The sequence below is a fragment of the Pseudomonas sp. TE12508 genome, assembly GCF_056279485.1.
Genome location: NZ_JBWCCN010000003.1, coordinates 1 through 17,087 on the forward strand (window position 1 = coordinate 1; position 17,087 = coordinate 17,087).

Genomic DNA, 17,087 nt, shown 5'->3' on the forward strand with positions numbered 1-17,087 from the left:
GGGGTGTCGGTCCCGGGTGCGCGGGGGGGGGGCCTTAAAAAACCCCGGGGGGGGGGGGGGGGGGGGGGCCGGGGGGGGGGGGGGGGGGGGGGGGGGCCCCCCCCCCCCCCCCCCGCCGCCCCCCCCCCCCCCGCTCCCACAGGTATGGCGTTCGGCCGTTGGTACGTGCCCGGCCAAGGCCTGCAAAATGGCGGTTATCTTAAAGCAAAACGGCGGCCATTGGCCGCCGTTTAGTGCATCTGTACTGATTTAGACAGCCGGTGCGGTCGTGGCTTCAGCTACCGGTTTGGGCAGCGACGACAGGAACGCCATGATCAGCGCCGCCAGGTATGGCAGCGACTGCACCAGCAACATGGTCACCCAGAAGCGCATGTCGTTGCTCGGCAGGCCCTGCACCAGGAAGATCCCCAGCGCCGCGCCCCACAACAACAGCATGATGAACACCTCTTCGCGCGCTTCCGAAATGGCTACCCAGAAGCCGTGATTATCGGCGTTTTTCGGGGTACGGAAGAACGGAATGCTGCTGGTGAAGAAACCGTACAGCACCGCTTTGGCGATGGTGTGTGACAACGCCAGCCCTGCCAATGCCGCGCAGAACGCATCCTTGAGGTTGACCCCGACCGCACGGCGGTACAGGAAGATGATCTTGCCGACCTTGAACACGAACAGCGCCAATGGCGGGATCGCGAAAATCAACAACGGCGGATCGACCCGTTGCGGCACGATGATCATCGCTGCCGACCACAACAGTGCGCCGACGGTGAAGAAGATGTTCATGCCGTCCGCCACCCACGGCAACCAGCCCGCGAGGAAGTGGTAACGCTGGCCACGGGTCAGTTCGGTGTCCTTGCCGCGCAGCAGGCTGGCGGTGTGACGCTTGATGATCTGAATCGCCCCGTAGGCCCAGCGGAAACGCTGTTTCTTGAAGTCGATAAAGGTATCGGGCATCAGGCCTTTGCCGTAGCTGTCGTGGTAATACGCCGCCGACAGGCCTTTTTCGAACACGCGCAGACCCAACTCGGCGTCTTCACAGATGCACCAGTCGGCCCAGCCCAGTTCCTCGAGCACCGAGCGCCGGGTCATGGTCATGGTGCCGTGCTGGATGATCGCGTCACGGTCGTTGCGGGTGACCATGCCGATGTGGAAGAAGCCTTTGTATTCCGCGTAGCAGAGCTTCTTGAAGGTGCTTTCGTTCTGGTCGCGGTAATCCTGTGGCGATTGCACCACGGCGATTTTCGGATCCGCGAAATGCGGCACCATGTGCTTGAGCCAGTTCGGGTCGACGCAGTAATCCGAGTCGATCACCGCAATCACTTCGGCATCTTTGGCGGTATGCGGAATCAGGTAATTCAGCGCGCCACCCTTGAAACCGGCCAACGGTGCCACGTGGAAGAACTTGAAGCGCGGGCCGAGGGTTTCGCAATAATCGCGCACCGGTTCCCAGACCGCCGGGTCTTTGGTGTTGTTGTCGATGATCAGGACTTCGAAGTCCGGATAGTCGAGGTTAGCCAGGGCGTTGAGGGTCTGTTTGACCATCTCCGGCGGCTCGTTGTAGCAAGGTACGTGAATCGACACCTTCGGTCGGTAGTGCGAATCACCCACCACTGGCAGGAATTCACGCCGGCGTTTGCGGGTCCAGACCGCTTCGGCCAGTTCGTGGGCTTCGGTCAGCAGAACGATAAACACCCCGAGTGCACCGAGGGCGAGCAAGAAGCCCACCGTCAGGCTGAACCAGGTGCTGTATTGCTGGCTGTAGTCGTAACCGATCCACACTAATACCGAACCGCACAGGAACGCGATAAAGGTCAGGAAGGTGCGGCCGCGTTGACGCAGGGCCGAGCCGTCAATCATCAGCAGGGTCAGCGACAGCAGTGCCAGCACTACCGAGCCGATAGCCAATACGCGCCATTGCGGGATCGCGACGACCGGGCCTTCGAAGTTGAATTTCTGCTGGCGTGCGGCGTTGAACACGCCCCAGTACGCGCCCACTGAACCTTCGTCACTGGCCTTCCACGGTTGGTCGAACGCTTCGATCACGAAGTAGTTGAAGCCTTGGCGGTTGAGCTTGTTGACCAGCGTGCGCAGGTAAATCGCCTGGTCCGCCGGCGACGCATCGGCGCCACCGCGCATGCGGCCGTTGCTCGGCCAGCCGACCTCGGAGAGCAGCAGCGGTTTTTTCGGAAACATCTTTTTCAGATCACGGGCGCGGTCAAGAACGAACTGACCGGCCTTGTCCACCGGAACGAACTCCCAGTAGGGCAGAACGTGAGCCGCGATCAGGTCAACGTGCTTGGCCAGGCTCGGGTTTTCTTCCCAGACGTGCCACTGTTCAGAGGTGGTGACCGGAACCTTTACGGCCGCGCGGACGCGATCCAGGATCAGGCTCAGCTCTGCTGCAGTGATTTCCTTACGGAAGATCGCCTCGTTACCGACAATCACGCGAACCACGCTGCGCGAGGTGTTGGCGATTTCGATGGCGCGGGTGATCTCGCGCTCGTTGCGCTCTTCATCCGGGCTGATCCAGATACCCAGGGTCACCCGCAGGCCGAATTCTTCCGCCAGTTTGGGAATGTTCTCCAGCGTGCCGTCGACCGAGTAGGTCCGGATGTTGTCCGTCAGCTTGCTCATGATCTCCAGGTCGCGACGCATTTCATCGTCGGTCGGGTACTGGGCTTTTTGCGGGTACTGGCCTTGTTGAAACGGCGAGTACGAAAAGCCGGAGATCTGCTCAGGCCAGTTGGGGGCGGTGACGGGGCGATTGACCAGCGCCCAGAAACCGGTGAACAAGGCGGCGATTGCAAGAACCACGACCAGGTTGAGTCCAAATTTACGCGATGACATAGCTATTTCAGGTTCCAGGGGCTACTGAACGAAGGAACGGTCGGCGGCCGGCTGCCAAGGGGCGGGGGCGCGCATCCTACACTGGGCGTTCACTGACCGTACAGCGGACAGGGAAATGCCGGACGTTGGGCAATCCAAGTCGACTTAAGTTCTTTGACCGGGGCGTTGTAGCCCAATTCCAATAAATTTGTAGGCAATTAAGGCAGTCAAGACCGCCGTTTATAGACCCAAAGATGCTCTTGGCCGCCGACGGCCCTATAATGCGCGCCGGTTTTTGGGGTAATGGTCATGAGTACAGAAGATCCGCGGTTTGCTGGCATTGCCCGCTTGTATGGCATCGAAGGCCTTGAGCGCTTGCGTGCGGCCCATGTGGCGATCGTCGGCGTCGGTGGCGTCGGTTCCTGGGCGGCGGAAGCTGTTGCCCGGTGTGGCGTGGGCGAGATTTCGCTGTTCGACCTGGACGACGTCTGTGTCAGCAACGTCAACCGTCAGCTGCATGCGCTGGACAGCACCGTCGGCAAGCCCAAGGTCGAGGTGATGGCCGAGCGTCTGCGCGGGATCAACCCGGATTGCACGGTGCATGCGGTGGCGGACTTCGTCACCCGTGAAACCATGGCCGAGTACATCACGCCGAACATCGACTGCGTGATCGACTGCATCGACAGCGTCAACGCCAAAGCCGCGCTGATCGCCTGGTGCAAGCGGCGCAAGATCCAGATCATCACCACTGGCGGCGCGGGCGGGCAGATCGACCCGACACTGATCCAGGTCTGCGATCTGAACCGCACGTTCAACGATCCCCTGGCCTCGAAAGTGCGCTCCACGTTGCGCCGCGACTACGGCTTCTCCCGCACCGTGACCCGCCACTACAGCGTCCCGTGCGTGTTTTCCACCGAGCAACTGCGTTACCCGAAACCGGATGGCAGCATTTGCTTGCAGAAGAGTTTTGTCGGTGATGGCGTGAAGCTCGACTGCGCCGGGGGCTTTGGCGCGGTGATGATGGTGACGGCGACGTTCGGCATGGTCGCGGCGACCAAGGCTGTGGATAAGATTGTGGCTGGAGTTCGGCGCCCGGCGGATCGGGTCAAGCCTGAGGTTTAATGGTTGTTACTGATCATTCCCACGCTCTGCGTGGGAATGCAGCCCAGGACGCTCCGCGTCCCTTTCTAGAGCTGGAACGCGGAACGTCCCTTGAGGCGTTCCCACGCAGAGCGTGGGAACGATCGGTCAGGCGGCCAGTTCACGCATCCGCTGTAACACGGCATTCAGGCCATTACTGCGGGACTGGGACAACTGGCGGCCCAACCCCAGCTGATTAAACCAATCCGCCAAATCCACCTGCTGCAACTCAACTGCGGACACCCCGTTGACCCGTGCCAGCAGCAGCGCCACCAACCCGCGAATCAAGCGCGCATCGCTGCTGGCGCTGAATTGCCAGTGCCCGTCCTGCAACGTGCCGACCAGCCATACCTGACTCTCACAGCCATGCACGCGGTTGGCCTCGACTTTATCCACATCGCTCAACGGCGGCAGACGGTCACCCCATTGCATCAGCAACCGCGCCCGCTGTTCCCAGCTCGCAGCCTTCTGAAAAGTATCCAGCGCGGTGACGGCATCGGCGGGCAAGGTCATCGCAACAACTCCAGGGCCTGATCCAGCGCTTCAAAAAAGCGCTCAAGGTCTTCGGAGTCGTTGTACAACGCCAACGACACCCGAATCGCCCCGGCCAGTTCAAAGCTTTTGAGCAACGGCATGGCGCAATGATGACCGGCGCGAACGGCGATTCCCTGTTCGGTCAGCAAATGCGCCAGATCAGCGTTATGCACACCTTCGACGACAAAGCTGGCCAGTGCCAGTTGCGGCTTGCCCAGCAGACGAATGCCGTTGCGCGCCTCAAGGCCTTTGAGCAAATAGTCATGCAGCGCCGCTTCATGGGCGGACACGGCGTCCTGATCCAGCCCGGCCAGATAGTCCAGGGTCGCCCCCAGGCCAATCACGCTGGAAATCGGTGGCGTACCCGCCTCGAACCCCAGCGGCGCAGGACGAAAGCGTGCGTCGTGGTAGTTGGCATCCAGCACCATTTCGCCGCCGAACTGCCACGGGCGCAGTTGCTTGAGCGCTTCATGACGACCGAACAGCGCACCCAGGCCATCCGGGCCGTAGAGCTTGTGGCTGGAAAACACATAGAAGTCGCAACCCAGCGCCTGCACGTCATGCCGACCATGCACCACGCCTTGAGCGCCGTCGACCACGGTCAGCGCGTTGTGCGCTTTGGCCATCGCCAGTAACGCGGGCAACGGCTGCCAGGCGCCGAGCACGTTGGACAGCTGACTGACCGCCAGCAGACGGGTACGCGGGCCGATCAGGTGAGCGGCGGCTTCAAGGTCAATCAAGCCGTCGGCATCCAGCGGCAGGATCACCAGTTTCAAGTCGCGACGCTGGGCCAGTTGCTGCCATGGCAACAGGTTGGCGTGATGCTCCAGAGCGCTGATGACAATTTCATCGCCCGGATTGAATACGTGTTCCAGGCCATAGGCCAGGAGGTTCAGCGCGGACGTCGCGCCGTGGGTAAAGATGATCTGCCCGCAATCGCCGGCATTGAGCCATTGCGCGACTTTGCTGCGGCTGTCTTCGAACGCCTGGGTGGCATGGGCGCCGGGCAAGTGTTGCGCCCGATGCACGTTGGCCGCGCCGTTGGCGTAGTAATGCGCCAGGGCATCCAGCAGGGCTTGAGGTTTTTGCGTGGTGGCGGCGTTGTCCAGATAAGTCTGGTCTTGCCGTTGCAGGGCGGCGATGGCCGGGAAATCGGCGCGCCAGGGAGAGGGAATCATCATGCTATCGGGCCCTGGTGAACATGGGCGGGGTGTACGCCTGACCTGATGGTCGGGTCTACGCCGGATCTATGTAGGAGCGAAGCTTGCTCGCGAAGGCGTCATTACTGGCGCCAAAAGCTTCGCGGGCAAGCCTCGCTCCTACAAGTTCAGGTGATCGTTTGACGCTCTGCTTAGTTGTGAGCGTGCAGCGCTTCGTTCAGTTCGATGGCCGATTTGTGGGTTTTGCACTCCACGGCACCGGTCTCCGAATTGCGGCGGAACAGCAGGTCAGGTTGACCGGCCAGTTCACGCGCCTTCACGACTTTGACCAGTTTGTTGTTTTCGTCCAGCAGCGCCACTTTGGTACCAGCGGTCACATACAGGCCCGACTCAACGGTGTTGCGGTCGCCCAGCGGGATACCGATACCGGCGTTGGCGCCGATCAGGCAGCCTTCGCCGACCTTGATCACGATGTTGCCGCCACCCGACAGGGTGCCCATGGTCGAGCAGCCGCCGCCCAGGTCCGAACCCTTGCCAACGAAAACGCCCGCCGACACACGGCCTTCGATCATGCCCGGGCCTTCGGTGCCGGCGTTGAAGTTGACGAAACCTTCGTGCATCACGGTGGTGCCTTCGCCCACGTAAGCGCCCAGGCGAATACGCGCCGCGTCAGCGATACGCACGCCGGCCGGTACCACGTAGTCGGTCATTTTCGGGAACTTGTCCACCGAGAACACTTCCAGCAGCTCGCCGCGCAGACGGGCTTCCAGTTGATGCTCGGCCAGTTCGGCCAGATCGATCGCGCCCTGGCTGGTCCAGGCCACGTTCGGCAGCAACGGGAAGATCCCGGCCAGGTTCAGGCCGTGCGGCTTGACCAGGCGATGGGACAGCAGGTGCAGCTTGAGGTAAGCCTCAGGCGTGGAGCTCAGCTGTGCATCTTCGGCCAGCAGCGTGGCGACCAGCGGCTTGTGGCTCTCGGCCAGACGGGTCAGCAGTGCCGCTTGTGCAGCGTCGACGCTTTTCAGCGCTTCGGCCAGTTGGGACGCCTGAGCGGTGCTGAAGGCGATGGCCTGATTGCCGTCGGTGTAGCCCAGAACCGGCGCAATGGCGGCGACCAGTTCGGCCGACGGGTTGAGCAGTGGCTGCGCGTAAAACACTTCCAGCCATGCGCCTTGACGGTTTTGAGTGCCGACACCAAAGGCCAGGCTGAACAGGGTAGTGGACATGTTGATACCTCTAACAAAATGGAACGGGCTGCCTTACTTGAGCGCTGCCGCGTAGATATCTGGCTTGAAGCCAATCAGGGTTCGGTCACCGAGATCGAGCACCGGGCGCTTGATCATCGAAGGTTGTGCGAGCATCAGTTCGATGGCTTTGCGCTGGTCGAGATCGGCTTTGCGTTCGTCGTCGAGCTTGCGAAAGGTCGTGCCTGCACGGTTCAACACCACTTGCCAGCCGTGCTCGTCGCACCATTGGCTCAGGTGTTCACGGTCGATTCCGACCGTTTTGTAATCATGGAAGTCATAGCTGACAGCGTGTTCATCGAGCCAGGTGCGCGCCTTTTTCATGGTGTCGCAGGCTTTGATGCCGAAAAGGTGCAACGTTTTGCTTGAAGCGGTCAAGGAATTGCCCCCTTTGCAGGTGCTGAAAATAAAAGGTGACGGATTATGCCATGACCGAACGGTTTCGCGTCGGCTGTGGTCGGGTTTGTCTGTAGGCCATGGCGATCAGCTGTGTCGTGCGACATGGGGGCAACAGTCAGCGGCATCGGACGGCTGCCCCCTGCAGCCGCCGCTGGTACACATCTGTGGGGGCAACGGCTGGAGTGGCATAGCCTCGGTCGTCATCACCAGATCGGTGATGACGCATTGCGGGAAGTGTTGGGCTGTCAACGTTTTGGATAAAGCAACTTCATGAGTTGTTTGTCTTTTCTACTGATCTTGCGGTTGATAGGAATTTCCCAATCGCCCAGTGTCAGTGTGTTAGCCACGGGGTGATGCATGATGGACTTCCTGTCGTAAGGCGTATAAATCGCTTCGATGGTATCGAAGGGCTGAAACAGGTTCATATCGACTTGTTCTTTGGTCAGTGGATTCATCTCTCGATTCTGGTAGAACTCATACACTTTCGGTTTATCCCAAGGAATATTGGCTTCGGGGTGTTGATGTTCGTGCATCGCCCCTAATGCATGTCCGAATTCATGAGTCACGATCACTTCGAAATCTTCATGTTCAGGTTCGACGCCCAGATCCATGGTTGGCCAGTCTGGATGAATCAATAGCGCATCGGTGCCCAACATCGAGCTGTTAATAGGGTTTTTTGTCGCAATTCGGATATCACCTTCCAGCCCTTCGACGAAATCGAAATTCAGATTGATATAGGGCAGCCACTGACTGGCCGCCCTGATGATCTTCTGTTTGTGTTCATCGTCGGGATCGTCGATAAATGCGATTTTGAGCGTGCGTCCATTTGCCCACAACTTCGAATAAGCGATCAGAGAGCGCTTGCGACGTGTGCCGAGGGTGGATCCTGCATTTCCGGGGTTTTCATTGATAGCCGCGTCGTAGGATTGCTGGTCGTCGGGCCATTGGATAAGGGTGCAGTTTTCAATATTGTTCATTAGGTACTTCTTCCATGAAGTAAAGGCTAAAGTTGTGTGAGTGCGCACAGTAATGCGCTGCATGAGAGTAAGAGGTCTCTGCAGTTCAGTGAATCTTAATTGCGAGTGATGTGTTACTGGTTATAAAAAAGCTCCCGCACTGTATTGCACAGTGCGGGCGGGGAGACTATTTGTTGCGGGTAATGAACGCGCGAATGCGCTCGGCCGCTTCCACGCATTCAGCCAGCGGCGCAACCAGCGCCATGCGTATGCGTCCGGCACCCGGGTTGACGCCATCGACATCGCGGGACAGGTAGGAGCCCGGTACCACGGTCACGTGTTCCTGTTCGAACAGGTCACGGCAGAACGCCGCGTCATCACCGTTCACATTCGGCCACAGGTAAAAACCACCGTCCGGACGCTGTACGTCCATCACCGGGCTGAGGATCTCCAGCACCGCATCGTATTTCTCGCGGTACAGCGCACGGTTGGCGCGTACATGCACTTCATCATTCCATGCGGCAACGCTGGCCAGTTGGGTCTGAACCGGCATCGCGCAGCCGTGATAGGTGCGATACAGCAGAAAGCCTTTGAGAATATCGGCATCACCGGCCACGAAGCCCGAACGCAGGCCCGGCAGGTTGGAACGCTTGGACAGGCTGTGGAACACCACGCAACGCTTGAAGTCCTTGCGACCCAGTTCGACGCATGCGCTGAGCAGGCCTGGCGGTGGGGTTTGTTCGTTGAAATACAGCTCGCTGTAGCACTCGTCTGCGGCGATCACGAAGTCGTATTCGTCAGCCAGGGCGATCAGCTTCTTCAGGGTGTCGACCGGAATCAGTGCACCGGTCGGGTTACCCGGCGAGCACAGGAACAGGATCTGGCAGCGTTTCCAGATGTCCGGCGAAACAGCGTCGAAGTCCGGGTTGAAGCCGTTTTCATCAAGGCACGGCAGGTAATGCGGCTTGGCTCCGGCAAGGAACGCCGCGCCTTCATAGATCTGATAGAACGGATTCGGGCTGACCACCAGCGCGTCTTCGCCACGGTTAACTACGGTCTGGGTGAACGCGAACAGCGCTTCGCGCGTGCCGTTGACCGGTAGCACGTTGCGCGCCGGGTCGAGCCAGCCGTTCGGGACGCTGAAGCGGCGTTCGCACCAGGCGGCGATGGCTTCACGCAAGGCCGGGATGCCGAGGGTGGTCGGGTACACGGCCATCTGATCCAGATTGCTCGCCAGCGCTTCGGCGACGAAGCTCGGCGAACGGTGCTTCGGTTCGCCGATGGATAACGCAATGGCGCGTTTGTCCGGGTTTGGCGTGACGCTGCCGAGCAGGGCGCGGAGCTTTTCGAACGGGTAGGGCTGCAACTGGTTCAGAGCGTTGTTCATGAGGGCCTCGTTCAATGTGGGAGGGCTAATGTGGTGCAGGGGGCTTGTTGTGGTGAGGGGGCTTGCCCCCGTTCGGCTGCGGAGCAGTCGTAAAACCTTTGTATGCGGTGTATCTGATACATCGCGGTGCAGGTTTTGGGGCTGCTTCGCAGCCCAACGGGGGCAAGCCCCCTCGCCACAACAAGCCCCCTGTCCACAGGAAGTCCATACCCACAGGGGGAAGTTATTAATTCAGATGTTGATGCGCGAAAGTTTGATATCGGGTTCCTGGCTGACGCTCAGCTGTTCGACGATGGCATCCTGCAAGCGGCTGCACAGCAACGGGTCGGACAGCGGCTGATTGTTCGCGTCGGTGATGAAGAACACGTCTTCCACGCGCTCGCCCAGGGTGGCGATCTTGGCGTTCTGCAGCGACAAGTCGAACTCCAGGAAGATCGTGCCGATCCGCGCCAGCAACCCCGGACGGTCGGGCGCACTGAGCTCCAGCACGGTCACCGGACGCTGAGCATCGTTGTGGATTGTGACCTGTGGCGCAAACGCGAAATGCTTGAGCTGGCGCGGCACCCGACGCTGGATGATGGTCGGGTAGTTGTCCGGGTTGCGCAGGGCTTCGGTCAGGCCTTCGCGGATCTGCTTGACCCGCGCCGGGTTGTCGCCGATCGAATCGCCATCGGTGTCGAGCACGATATAGGTGTCGAGGGTGAACTGGCTGCTGGAGGTGATGACCCGGGCATCGTGAATGTTCAGGTTGAGCTGGTCCATCGCCGCCACGGTCACGGCGAAGAAGTCGTGCTGGTCCGGTGCATAGATGAAGATCTGCGTACCGCCCTCGAACTCGCGCTGGGTGGTTTCCTTGATCAGCACCAGCGGGCCGCCGTCTGCCGGCTGCTGCAAAATCGCATCAGTGTGCCAGGCCACGTCGCCAGCGGTGTGGCGCAGGAAATAGTCATCGCCCAATTGCGCCCAGAGCTGCTCGACATCGTCCGGATCGTTGCCGCCGCGTACCAGGATGTCCAGCGCCGCGCTCTGGGTCTGGCGGATCTGCTCTTCGCGATCCACCGGGTTTTCCAGGCCACGACGCAAGGCGCGCTTGGTCTCGGTGTAGAGCTGGCGCAACAGGCTCGCGCGCCAGGAGTTCCACAACGTCGGGTTGGTTGCGTTGATGTCGGCAACGGTCAGCACGTACAGATAATCGAGGCGGGTTTCATCGCCGACGGTCTGCGCGAAATCGTGGATCACGTGCGGGTCGGACAGGTCTTTGCGCTGGGCCGTGGTCGACATCACCAAATGGTTCTGCACCAGCCATACGATCAGGCGGCTGTCCCAGATCGGCAACTGGTGGCGCTGGCAAAAAGCTTCGGCATCCACGGCGCCGATTTCCGAGTGATCGCCATGCCGGCCCTTGCCGATGTCGTGATAAAGGCCGGCCAGGTAAATCAGTTCGGGTTTGGGCAGTTTGGCCATGAGCTTGCTGGCCAGCGGGAATTTTTCCGACACCTGGGTGTACTGCAGCTTACGCAGGTGCTTGATCAGGTTCAGGGTGTGCGCGTCGACCGTATAGATATGAAACAGGTCATGCTGCATCTGCCCGACAATGAAGCCGAACTCCGGCAGATAGCGCCCAAGGATGCCGTAACGGTTCATCCGCCGCAGATTGCGGTGGATGCCGATTTTGCACTTGAACAGCTCGATGAACAGGCTGGTATTACGAATATCGTTGCGGAAGTCGTCATCGATCAGATGACGATTCTCGCGCAGCAGACGGATGGTATCGGCGCGTACACCTTTGATTTCCGGTTGCTGAGCCATCAGCACAAAGATCTCGAGCATGGCGAATGGCGTACGGCGGAACACGTTGTCGCTACGCGCTTCGATGTAGCCGTCGTGCAGCTGGAACCGCGAGTTGATCGGCTGTGGTGGTGCTTCGTCTTCGGGGGCCAGGATCACTTCTTCAAAGTGCTGGATGATCAGGTCGCTGAGCTGGGCAATGCTCATGACTACCCGGTAATACTGCTGCATGAAGTTTTCGATGGCTTGCTTGGCGTCGTTGCCTTCGAACCCCAATAGCCCGGCGATGGAGCGCTGGTGGTCGAACAACAGGCGGTCTTCGGAACGGCCGGCGAGCATGTGCAGTGCGTAACGTACCTTCCACAAAAACTCCTGGGACGAGGCCAGCAGGGCGTTTTCGCTCTCCACCAGGAAACCTTCGCCCGCCAAGGCCCGCAGGTTCAGGGTGCCGTATTCGCGACGGGCCACCCAGAGAATCGTCTGAATATCCCGAAGGCCACCGGGCGAGCCTTTCACGTTGGGTTCCAGGTTGTATTCAGTGTCGTTGTATTTGTGGTGACGGGCCTTTTGCTCGGCGCGCTTGGCCAGGAAGAACTCCTTGCTCGGCCACATGTGCGCGGTGCTGGTGACATCCAGCATGCGCTGGCGCAGCCGCTCGGGGCCGCAAATGGTGCGGCTTTCCATCAGATTGGTGACGACCGTCAGGTCGGCACGGGCCTCGACGGCGCATTCGTCCACCGAACGAACGCTCTGGCCGACTTCCAGGCCGATGTCCCACAGCAACGTCAGAAAGCGTTCGATGGAATCCCGAAAAATTTCGTGATCGGCGCTGTCCAGCAAAATCAGCAGATCGATGTCGGAATAGGGGTGTAGCTCGCCGCGACCGTAGCCGCCGACTGCCACCAGGGCAATATCGGCGTCTTCGCTCCAGTTAAACTGTTCCCAGGCTTGTTGCAGGATGTTGTCGACAAACCAGGCGCGATCCTCGATCAGCCGGCGAATGTCCCGGCCACTGCGGAACCGCTCGTCGAGCACCTCGCGGGCCTGACGGATCGCCTTCTTGAAAGCAGCAATAGGGCTTGCCTTCAGGGCCAGTTCAGCCTGGAACTGGCCGCGGTCGAAGAGTTCGGGATCCACCTGCGGCATCGATTGGCTTTCCTTTCTATAAGGCTGGGAACGGAGCGGGCAGGATCAGGCCGAAACGCGCGCGATGGTATCGTCGTTGCGCAGGGTGAAGATCTCGTAGCCGGTTTCGGTCACCAACAGGGTGTGCTCCCACTGCGCCGACAGCTTGCGATCCTTGGTGATAGCGGTCCAGCCGTCGCCCAATACCTTGGTATCGGCCTTGCCCTGGTTGATCATCGGCTCGATGGTGAAGGTCATGCCTGCTTTCAGTTCCATGCCGGTGCCGGCGCGGCCGTAGTGCAGGATCTGCGGTTCTTCGTGGAACACCTTGCCGATGCCGTGGCCGCAGAACTCGCGAACCACCGAGAAGCCGTTCTTTTCCGCGTGCTTCTGGATCACTTCACCGATATCGCCCAGGCGGCAGCCGGGTTTGACCAGCTCGATGGCCTTGTACATGCATTCCTGGGTCACCTGGGACAGACGCTCGGCCCAGACCGGCACGGTACCGACGTGGAACATGCGGCTGGTGTCGCCGTGGTAACCGTCCTTGATCACGGTGACGTCGATGTTCAGCGTGTCGCCATCCTTCAACGGTTTCTCGTTCGGGATGCCATGGCAGACCACATGGTTGATTGAGGTGCAGATCGACTTCGGGAAGCCCTTGTAGTTGAGCGGGGCAGGGATGGCTTTCTGCTCATTGACGATGTAGTCGTGGCAGATGCGGTCCAGTTCTTCGGTGGTGACACCCGGTTTGACATAATCGGCAATCATTTCCAGCACATCGGCGGCCAATTTGCCGGCGATCCGCATTTTTGCGATGTCCTCTGGGGTTTTGAGGGTGACGGTCATACAGGCTCTCTCTGCGCTCAATGGCGCCTTCTAAAACGAAATGGGCATTGCGTGAGCGATCTTCGCAGCCCTGAAAAACGCGATTCTACCAGACGATCAGCGCAAATCTGAGCCTCTGTGCATCGCTTCTATCTATAGGATGGCGCATTCTGGGGAGATTCCAAGGCAGGGGCCAAAAGCATTGCTCAGGTTTTCAGAATCCGGGTTCCGTTTTTTTCTGCCTTGTGGTATAAAATGCGCCGCTTTCCGGGGATACCCTAGGAAGCTTAAATCCACACACGTGTCGACACGATGACCTGGGTGCCTTCAGCTGATGCTGCTGGTTGGTCATTGGGATACGTGGAGGCCAAACCCGACTTATTAAGGAACTATCATGTCCCAAGTCAACATGCGCGATATGCTGAAGGCCGGTGTGCACTTCGGTCACCAGACCCGTTACTGGAACCCGAAAATGGGTAAGTACATTTTCGGCGCGCGTAACAAGATCCACATTATCAACCTTGAAAAAACCCTGCCAATGTTCAACGAAGCTCTGACTTTCGTAGAGCGTCTGGCCCAGGGCAAAAACAAGATCCTGTTCGTCGGCACCAAGCGTTCCGCTGGCAAGATCGTTGCTGAAGAAGCAGCACGTTGCGGTTCGCCGTACGTCGATCACCGCTGGTTGGGCGGCATGCTGACCAACTTCAAAACCATCCGTGCTTCCATCAAGCGTCTGCGTGACCTTGAAGTACAAGCCGAAGACGGTACTTTCGCCAAGCTGACCAAGAAAGAAGCGCTGATGCGCACTCGCGATCTTGAGAAGCTGGATCGTTCCCTGGGTGGTATCAAGGACATGGGCGGTCTGCCAGACGCTCTGTTCGTTATCGACGTTGATCACGAGCGCATCGCGATCACCGAAGCCAACAAGCTGGGCATCCCGGTTATCGGCGTAGTCGATACCAACAGCAGCCCGGAAGGCGTTGACTACATCATCCCAGGCAACGATGACGCAATCCGCGCTATCCAGCTGTACATGGGTTCGATGGCTGATGCTGTAATCCGTGGTCGCAACCACGTTGCTGGCGGTACCGAGCAGTTTGTTGAAGAAGCTCCGGCAGCTGCAGCTGAGTAATTGACGCCCTGGCGTTGACTCAGTAAGCAAAAAGGGGGCTTGGCCCCCTTTTTGCCACCTCGAAAACCATTTGTGAGCAGCGCAGCTACAGCATCTGTAACGTGCAGCGGCTAACAAGGGTGGTTCGGGAAGAATTGATCGCCCGTTCGATCGGGTGGAATGGTTGAAAACCTATCCAAGAGGAATTTGAAAATGGCAGAGATTACTGCAGCGTTGGTCAAAGAACTGCGCGAGCGTACTGGCGAAGGCATGATGGACTGCAAAAAGGCCTTGACCAAGGCCGGCGGCGACATCGAAAAAGCCATTGATGACATGCGTGCTTCGGGCGCCATCAAGGCAGCCAAGAAAGCTGGCAACGTTGCCGCTGAAGGCGCGATCGCTCTTAAAGAAGACGGTAAATCCGCCGTTCTGCTGGAAGTGAACTCGCAGACCGACTTCCTGGCTTTGCAGGATGATTTCAAGGCATTTGTTGCTTCCAGCGTAGAAAAAGCGTTCGCTGACAAGCTGACTGAAGCTGCTCCGTTGATCGAAGCTCAAGAAGCTGATCGCCTGGTACTGGTCGGCAAGGTTGGCGAAAACGTCAATATCCGTCGCCTGGCTCGTGTTGAAGGTGATGTTGTTGGTGGTTACCTGCACGGCAACAAGATCGGTGTTGCAGTTGTCCTGAAAGGCGGCACTGTTGAGTTGGCCAAGGACATCGCTATGCACGTAGCGGCGACCAACCCTGAATTCCTGCTGCCGTCGGAAGTTTCCGCTGAAGCGATTGAGCGTGAGAAGGGCGTGTTCCTGACTCTCAACGCTGACAAGATCGCCGGCAAGCCAGAAAACATCGTTGAAAACATGGTCAAAGGCCGTATCAGCAAGTTCCTGGCTGAAGCGAGCCTGGTTGAGCAGGCGTTCGTCAAGAACCCTGAAATCAAGGTCGGCGAACTGGCCAAGAAAGCCGGTGCAGAAATCGTTTCTTTCACCTACTTCAAAGTAGGCGAAGGCATTGAGAAGCCGGTCGACAACTTCGCTGAAGAAGTTGCTGCCCAACTGGCTGCTGCCAAGCAATAAGACGGTTTTTTAACTGTCGCCCTGAAGAGGCTGCCCGCTCACGCGCGCAGCCTCTTTTCAGATGGGGATGCCAATTTATTTGGCTTCTCGTCGGAACTGGCTTACAAAGCCGTGTTCCGATGGCGCTGTGATAGCGTCAAGCTAGAGTGAACGCAGGCTGCAAACAGCCCGCAAAGAATTTTTTAAAATACGCCGCAGGAGAGATTCGCAATGGCTCAGCAGGGCAGTGGTTATCAGGCTCGCTATAAACGCATTCTACTCAAGCTTAGCGGCGAGGCCCTGATGGGCTCGGAAGAGTTCGGGATCGATCCGAAAGTTCTGGATCGCATGGCGCTGGAAGTTGGCCAACTGGTCGGCATCGGTGTTCAGGTTGGTCTGGTGATCGGCGGGGGTAACCTGTTTCGCGGTGCGGCGCTCAGCGCGGCCGGCATGGATCGGGTCACTGGCGACCACATGGGCATGCTGGCCACTGTGATGAACGCCCTGGCGATGCGTGATGCGCTGGAACGTGCCAATATCTCGGCCATCGTGATGTCGGCCATTTCCATGGTTGGCGTGACCGATCACTATGATCGCCGCAAAGCCATGCGCCACCTGAACGCCAAGGAAGTCGTGATTTTTGCGGCCGGTACCGGTAATCCGTTCTTCACCACGGATTCGGCAGCTTGCTTGCGTGCAATCGAAATCGACGCTGACGTCGTGCTCAAGGCAACCAAGGTCGATGGCGTTTACACGGCTGATCCATTCAAAGACCCGCATGCCGAGAAGTTCGATCATCTGACTTATGATGAAGTACTGGATCGCAAGCTGGGCGTGATGGATCTGACGGCTATTTGCCTGTGCCGCGACCACAAGATGCCGTTGCGCGTATTTAACATGAACAAGCCCGGCGCCCTGCTGAACATCGTACATGGCGGCGCTGAAGGGACTCTGATCGAGGAAGGCCAACAATGATCAACGAAATCAAGAAAGACGCTCAAGAGCGCATGAAAAAATCCGTCGAATCGCTGGCGCACAACTTCGGCCGTATTCGTACGGGCCAGGCGCACCCAAGCATTCTGGAAGGTGTCATGGTTCCGTACTACGGCTCCGACACGCCGATCAAGCAAGTGGCTAACATCACCGTGAAAGACGCCCGTACCCTGCAAGTGGTTGCCTTTGAGCGCAACATGCTGGGTGCCGTCGACAAAGCCATCGGTAGCGCGGGTCTGAACCTCAACCCGACCAACCTCGGCGAGTTGCTGCTGATCTCCATGCCGGCCCTGACCGAAGAAACCCGCAAGGGCTTCACCAAGCAGGCTCGCGATGTCGCTGAAGATGCCCGCGTTGCGGTACGCAACATCCGTCGTGATGCGAACAGCCAACTCAAGGATCTGGTCAAGGAAAAGGAAATCAGCGAAGACGAAGAGCGTCGCGCTACTGGCGAAATTGATGATCTGACCAAAAAATACGTGGCTGAAATTGACGCGAATTTGGCGCAGAAAGAAAAAGACCTGATGGCCGTATAAGGGTCACGTT

14 protein-coding genes are annotated in these 17,087 nt (G+C 58.8%); 5 read left to right on the forward strand and 9 right to left on the reverse strand.

The features are described 5' to 3' along the window. Window positions 1-249 precede the first annotated feature (249 nt). Window positions 250-2,841: a glycosyltransferase gene (locus ACZ9IM_RS04305; RefSeq protein ID WP_476223444.1), complete on the reverse strand. Its 2,592-nt coding sequence runs from the start codon at window positions 2,839-2,841 to the stop codon at window positions 250-252. A 288-nt stretch (window positions 2,842-3,129) separates the two neighbouring features. Between ACZ9IM_RS04305 and tcdA the strand changes: the two genes are divergently transcribed. Continuing rightward, window positions 3,130-3,942 carry a tRNA cyclic N6-threonylcarbamoyladenosine(37) synthase TcdA gene (gene tcdA / locus ACZ9IM_RS04310; protein WP_161794720.1) on the forward strand — a complete coding sequence of 271 codons (813 nt, stop codon included), beginning with the start codon at window positions 3,130-3,132 and terminating at the stop codon, window positions 3,940-3,942. Window positions 3,943-4,068: 126 nt separating this feature from the next. Here the strand turns inward: tcdA and ACZ9IM_RS04315 are convergent, their stop codons facing one another. From ACZ9IM_RS04315 to map, 8 genes are all read right to left on the reverse strand, one after another. Further along, window positions 4,069-4,473 (reverse strand): SufE family protein, encoded by a 405-nt coding sequence (locus ACZ9IM_RS04315; RefSeq protein WP_476223445.1) that lies wholly within the window; start codon window positions 4,471-4,473, stop codon window positions 4,069-4,071. After that, complete coding sequence (locus ACZ9IM_RS04320) at window positions 4,470-5,675, reverse strand: aminotransferase class V-fold PLP-dependent enzyme (RefSeq protein WP_476223446.1); 1,206 nt, start codon at window positions 5,673-5,675, stop codon at window positions 4,470-4,472. The genes ACZ9IM_RS04315 and ACZ9IM_RS04320 overlap by 4 nt, the downstream gene beginning before the upstream one ends. Before the next feature lie 170 nt (window positions 5,676-5,845). Continuing rightward, window positions 5,846-6,880, reverse strand: a complete 1,035-nt coding sequence (gene dapD / locus ACZ9IM_RS04325) for a 2,3,4,5-tetrahydropyridine-2,6-dicarboxylate N-succinyltransferase (protein WP_008070343.1) — start codon at window positions 6,878-6,880, stop codon at window positions 5,846-5,848. A 33-nt stretch (window positions 6,881-6,913) separates the two neighbouring features. Continuing rightward, the gene (locus ACZ9IM_RS04330; RefSeq protein ID WP_007907995.1) at window positions 6,914-7,276 is read right to left on the reverse strand and encodes an ArsC family reductase; all 363 of its coding nucleotides are present in this window, start codon (window positions 7,274-7,276) and stop codon (window positions 6,914-6,916) included. Window positions 7,277-7,542: 266 nt separating this feature from the next. Continuing rightward, on the reverse strand, window positions 7,543-8,274 hold the full coding sequence (locus ACZ9IM_RS04335; RefSeq protein ID WP_427625710.1) for a M12 family metallopeptidase: 732 nt from the start codon (window positions 8,272-8,274) through the stop codon (window positions 7,543-7,545). Between the two features lie 166 nt (window positions 8,275-8,440). Next, window positions 8,441-9,640, reverse strand: coding sequence for a succinyldiaminopimelate transaminase (dapC, locus tag ACZ9IM_RS04340; protein ID WP_476223447.1), 1,200 nt, complete (start codon window positions 9,638-9,640; stop codon window positions 8,441-8,443). A gap of 231 nt (window positions 9,641-9,871) precedes the next feature. Beyond that, on the reverse strand, window positions 9,872-12,574 hold the full coding sequence (locus ACZ9IM_RS04345; protein ID WP_476223448.1) for a [protein-PII] uridylyltransferase: 2,703 nt from the start codon (window positions 12,572-12,574) through the stop codon (window positions 9,872-9,874). A 45-nt stretch (window positions 12,575-12,619) separates the two neighbouring features. Next, entirely contained in the window at window positions 12,620-13,402 is a 783-nt protein-coding gene (gene map, locus ACZ9IM_RS04350; protein ID WP_008070337.1) for a type I methionyl aminopeptidase, read from the reverse strand. A 373-nt stretch (window positions 13,403-13,775) separates the two neighbouring features. Here map and rpsB point away from each other — a divergent pair, with 373 nt between their 5' ends. From rpsB to frr, 4 genes are all read left to right on the forward strand, one after another. Next, window positions 13,776-14,513: a 30S ribosomal protein S2 gene (rpsB, locus tag ACZ9IM_RS04355; RefSeq protein ID WP_007907989.1), complete on the forward strand. Its 738-nt coding sequence runs from the start codon at window positions 13,776-13,778 to the stop codon at window positions 14,511-14,513. A gap of 192 nt (window positions 14,514-14,705) precedes the next feature. Further along, on the forward strand, window positions 14,706-15,569 hold the full coding sequence (gene tsf, locus ACZ9IM_RS04360) for a translation elongation factor Ts (protein WP_476223449.1): 864 nt from the start codon (window positions 14,706-14,708) through the stop codon (window positions 15,567-15,569). 210 nt (window positions 15,570-15,779) lie between these two features. Then, window positions 15,780-16,523, forward strand: coding sequence for a UMP kinase (pyrH, locus tag ACZ9IM_RS04365; protein ID WP_003172271.1), 744 nt, complete (start codon window positions 15,780-15,782; stop codon window positions 16,521-16,523). After that, on the forward strand, window positions 16,520-17,077 hold the full coding sequence (gene frr, locus ACZ9IM_RS04370) for a ribosome recycling factor (RefSeq protein WP_007907979.1): 558 nt from the start codon (window positions 16,520-16,522) through the stop codon (window positions 17,075-17,077). Before pyrH ends, frr begins: the two co-directional genes overlap by 4 nt. The last annotated feature ends 10 nt before the right edge of the window (window positions 17,078-17,087 follow it).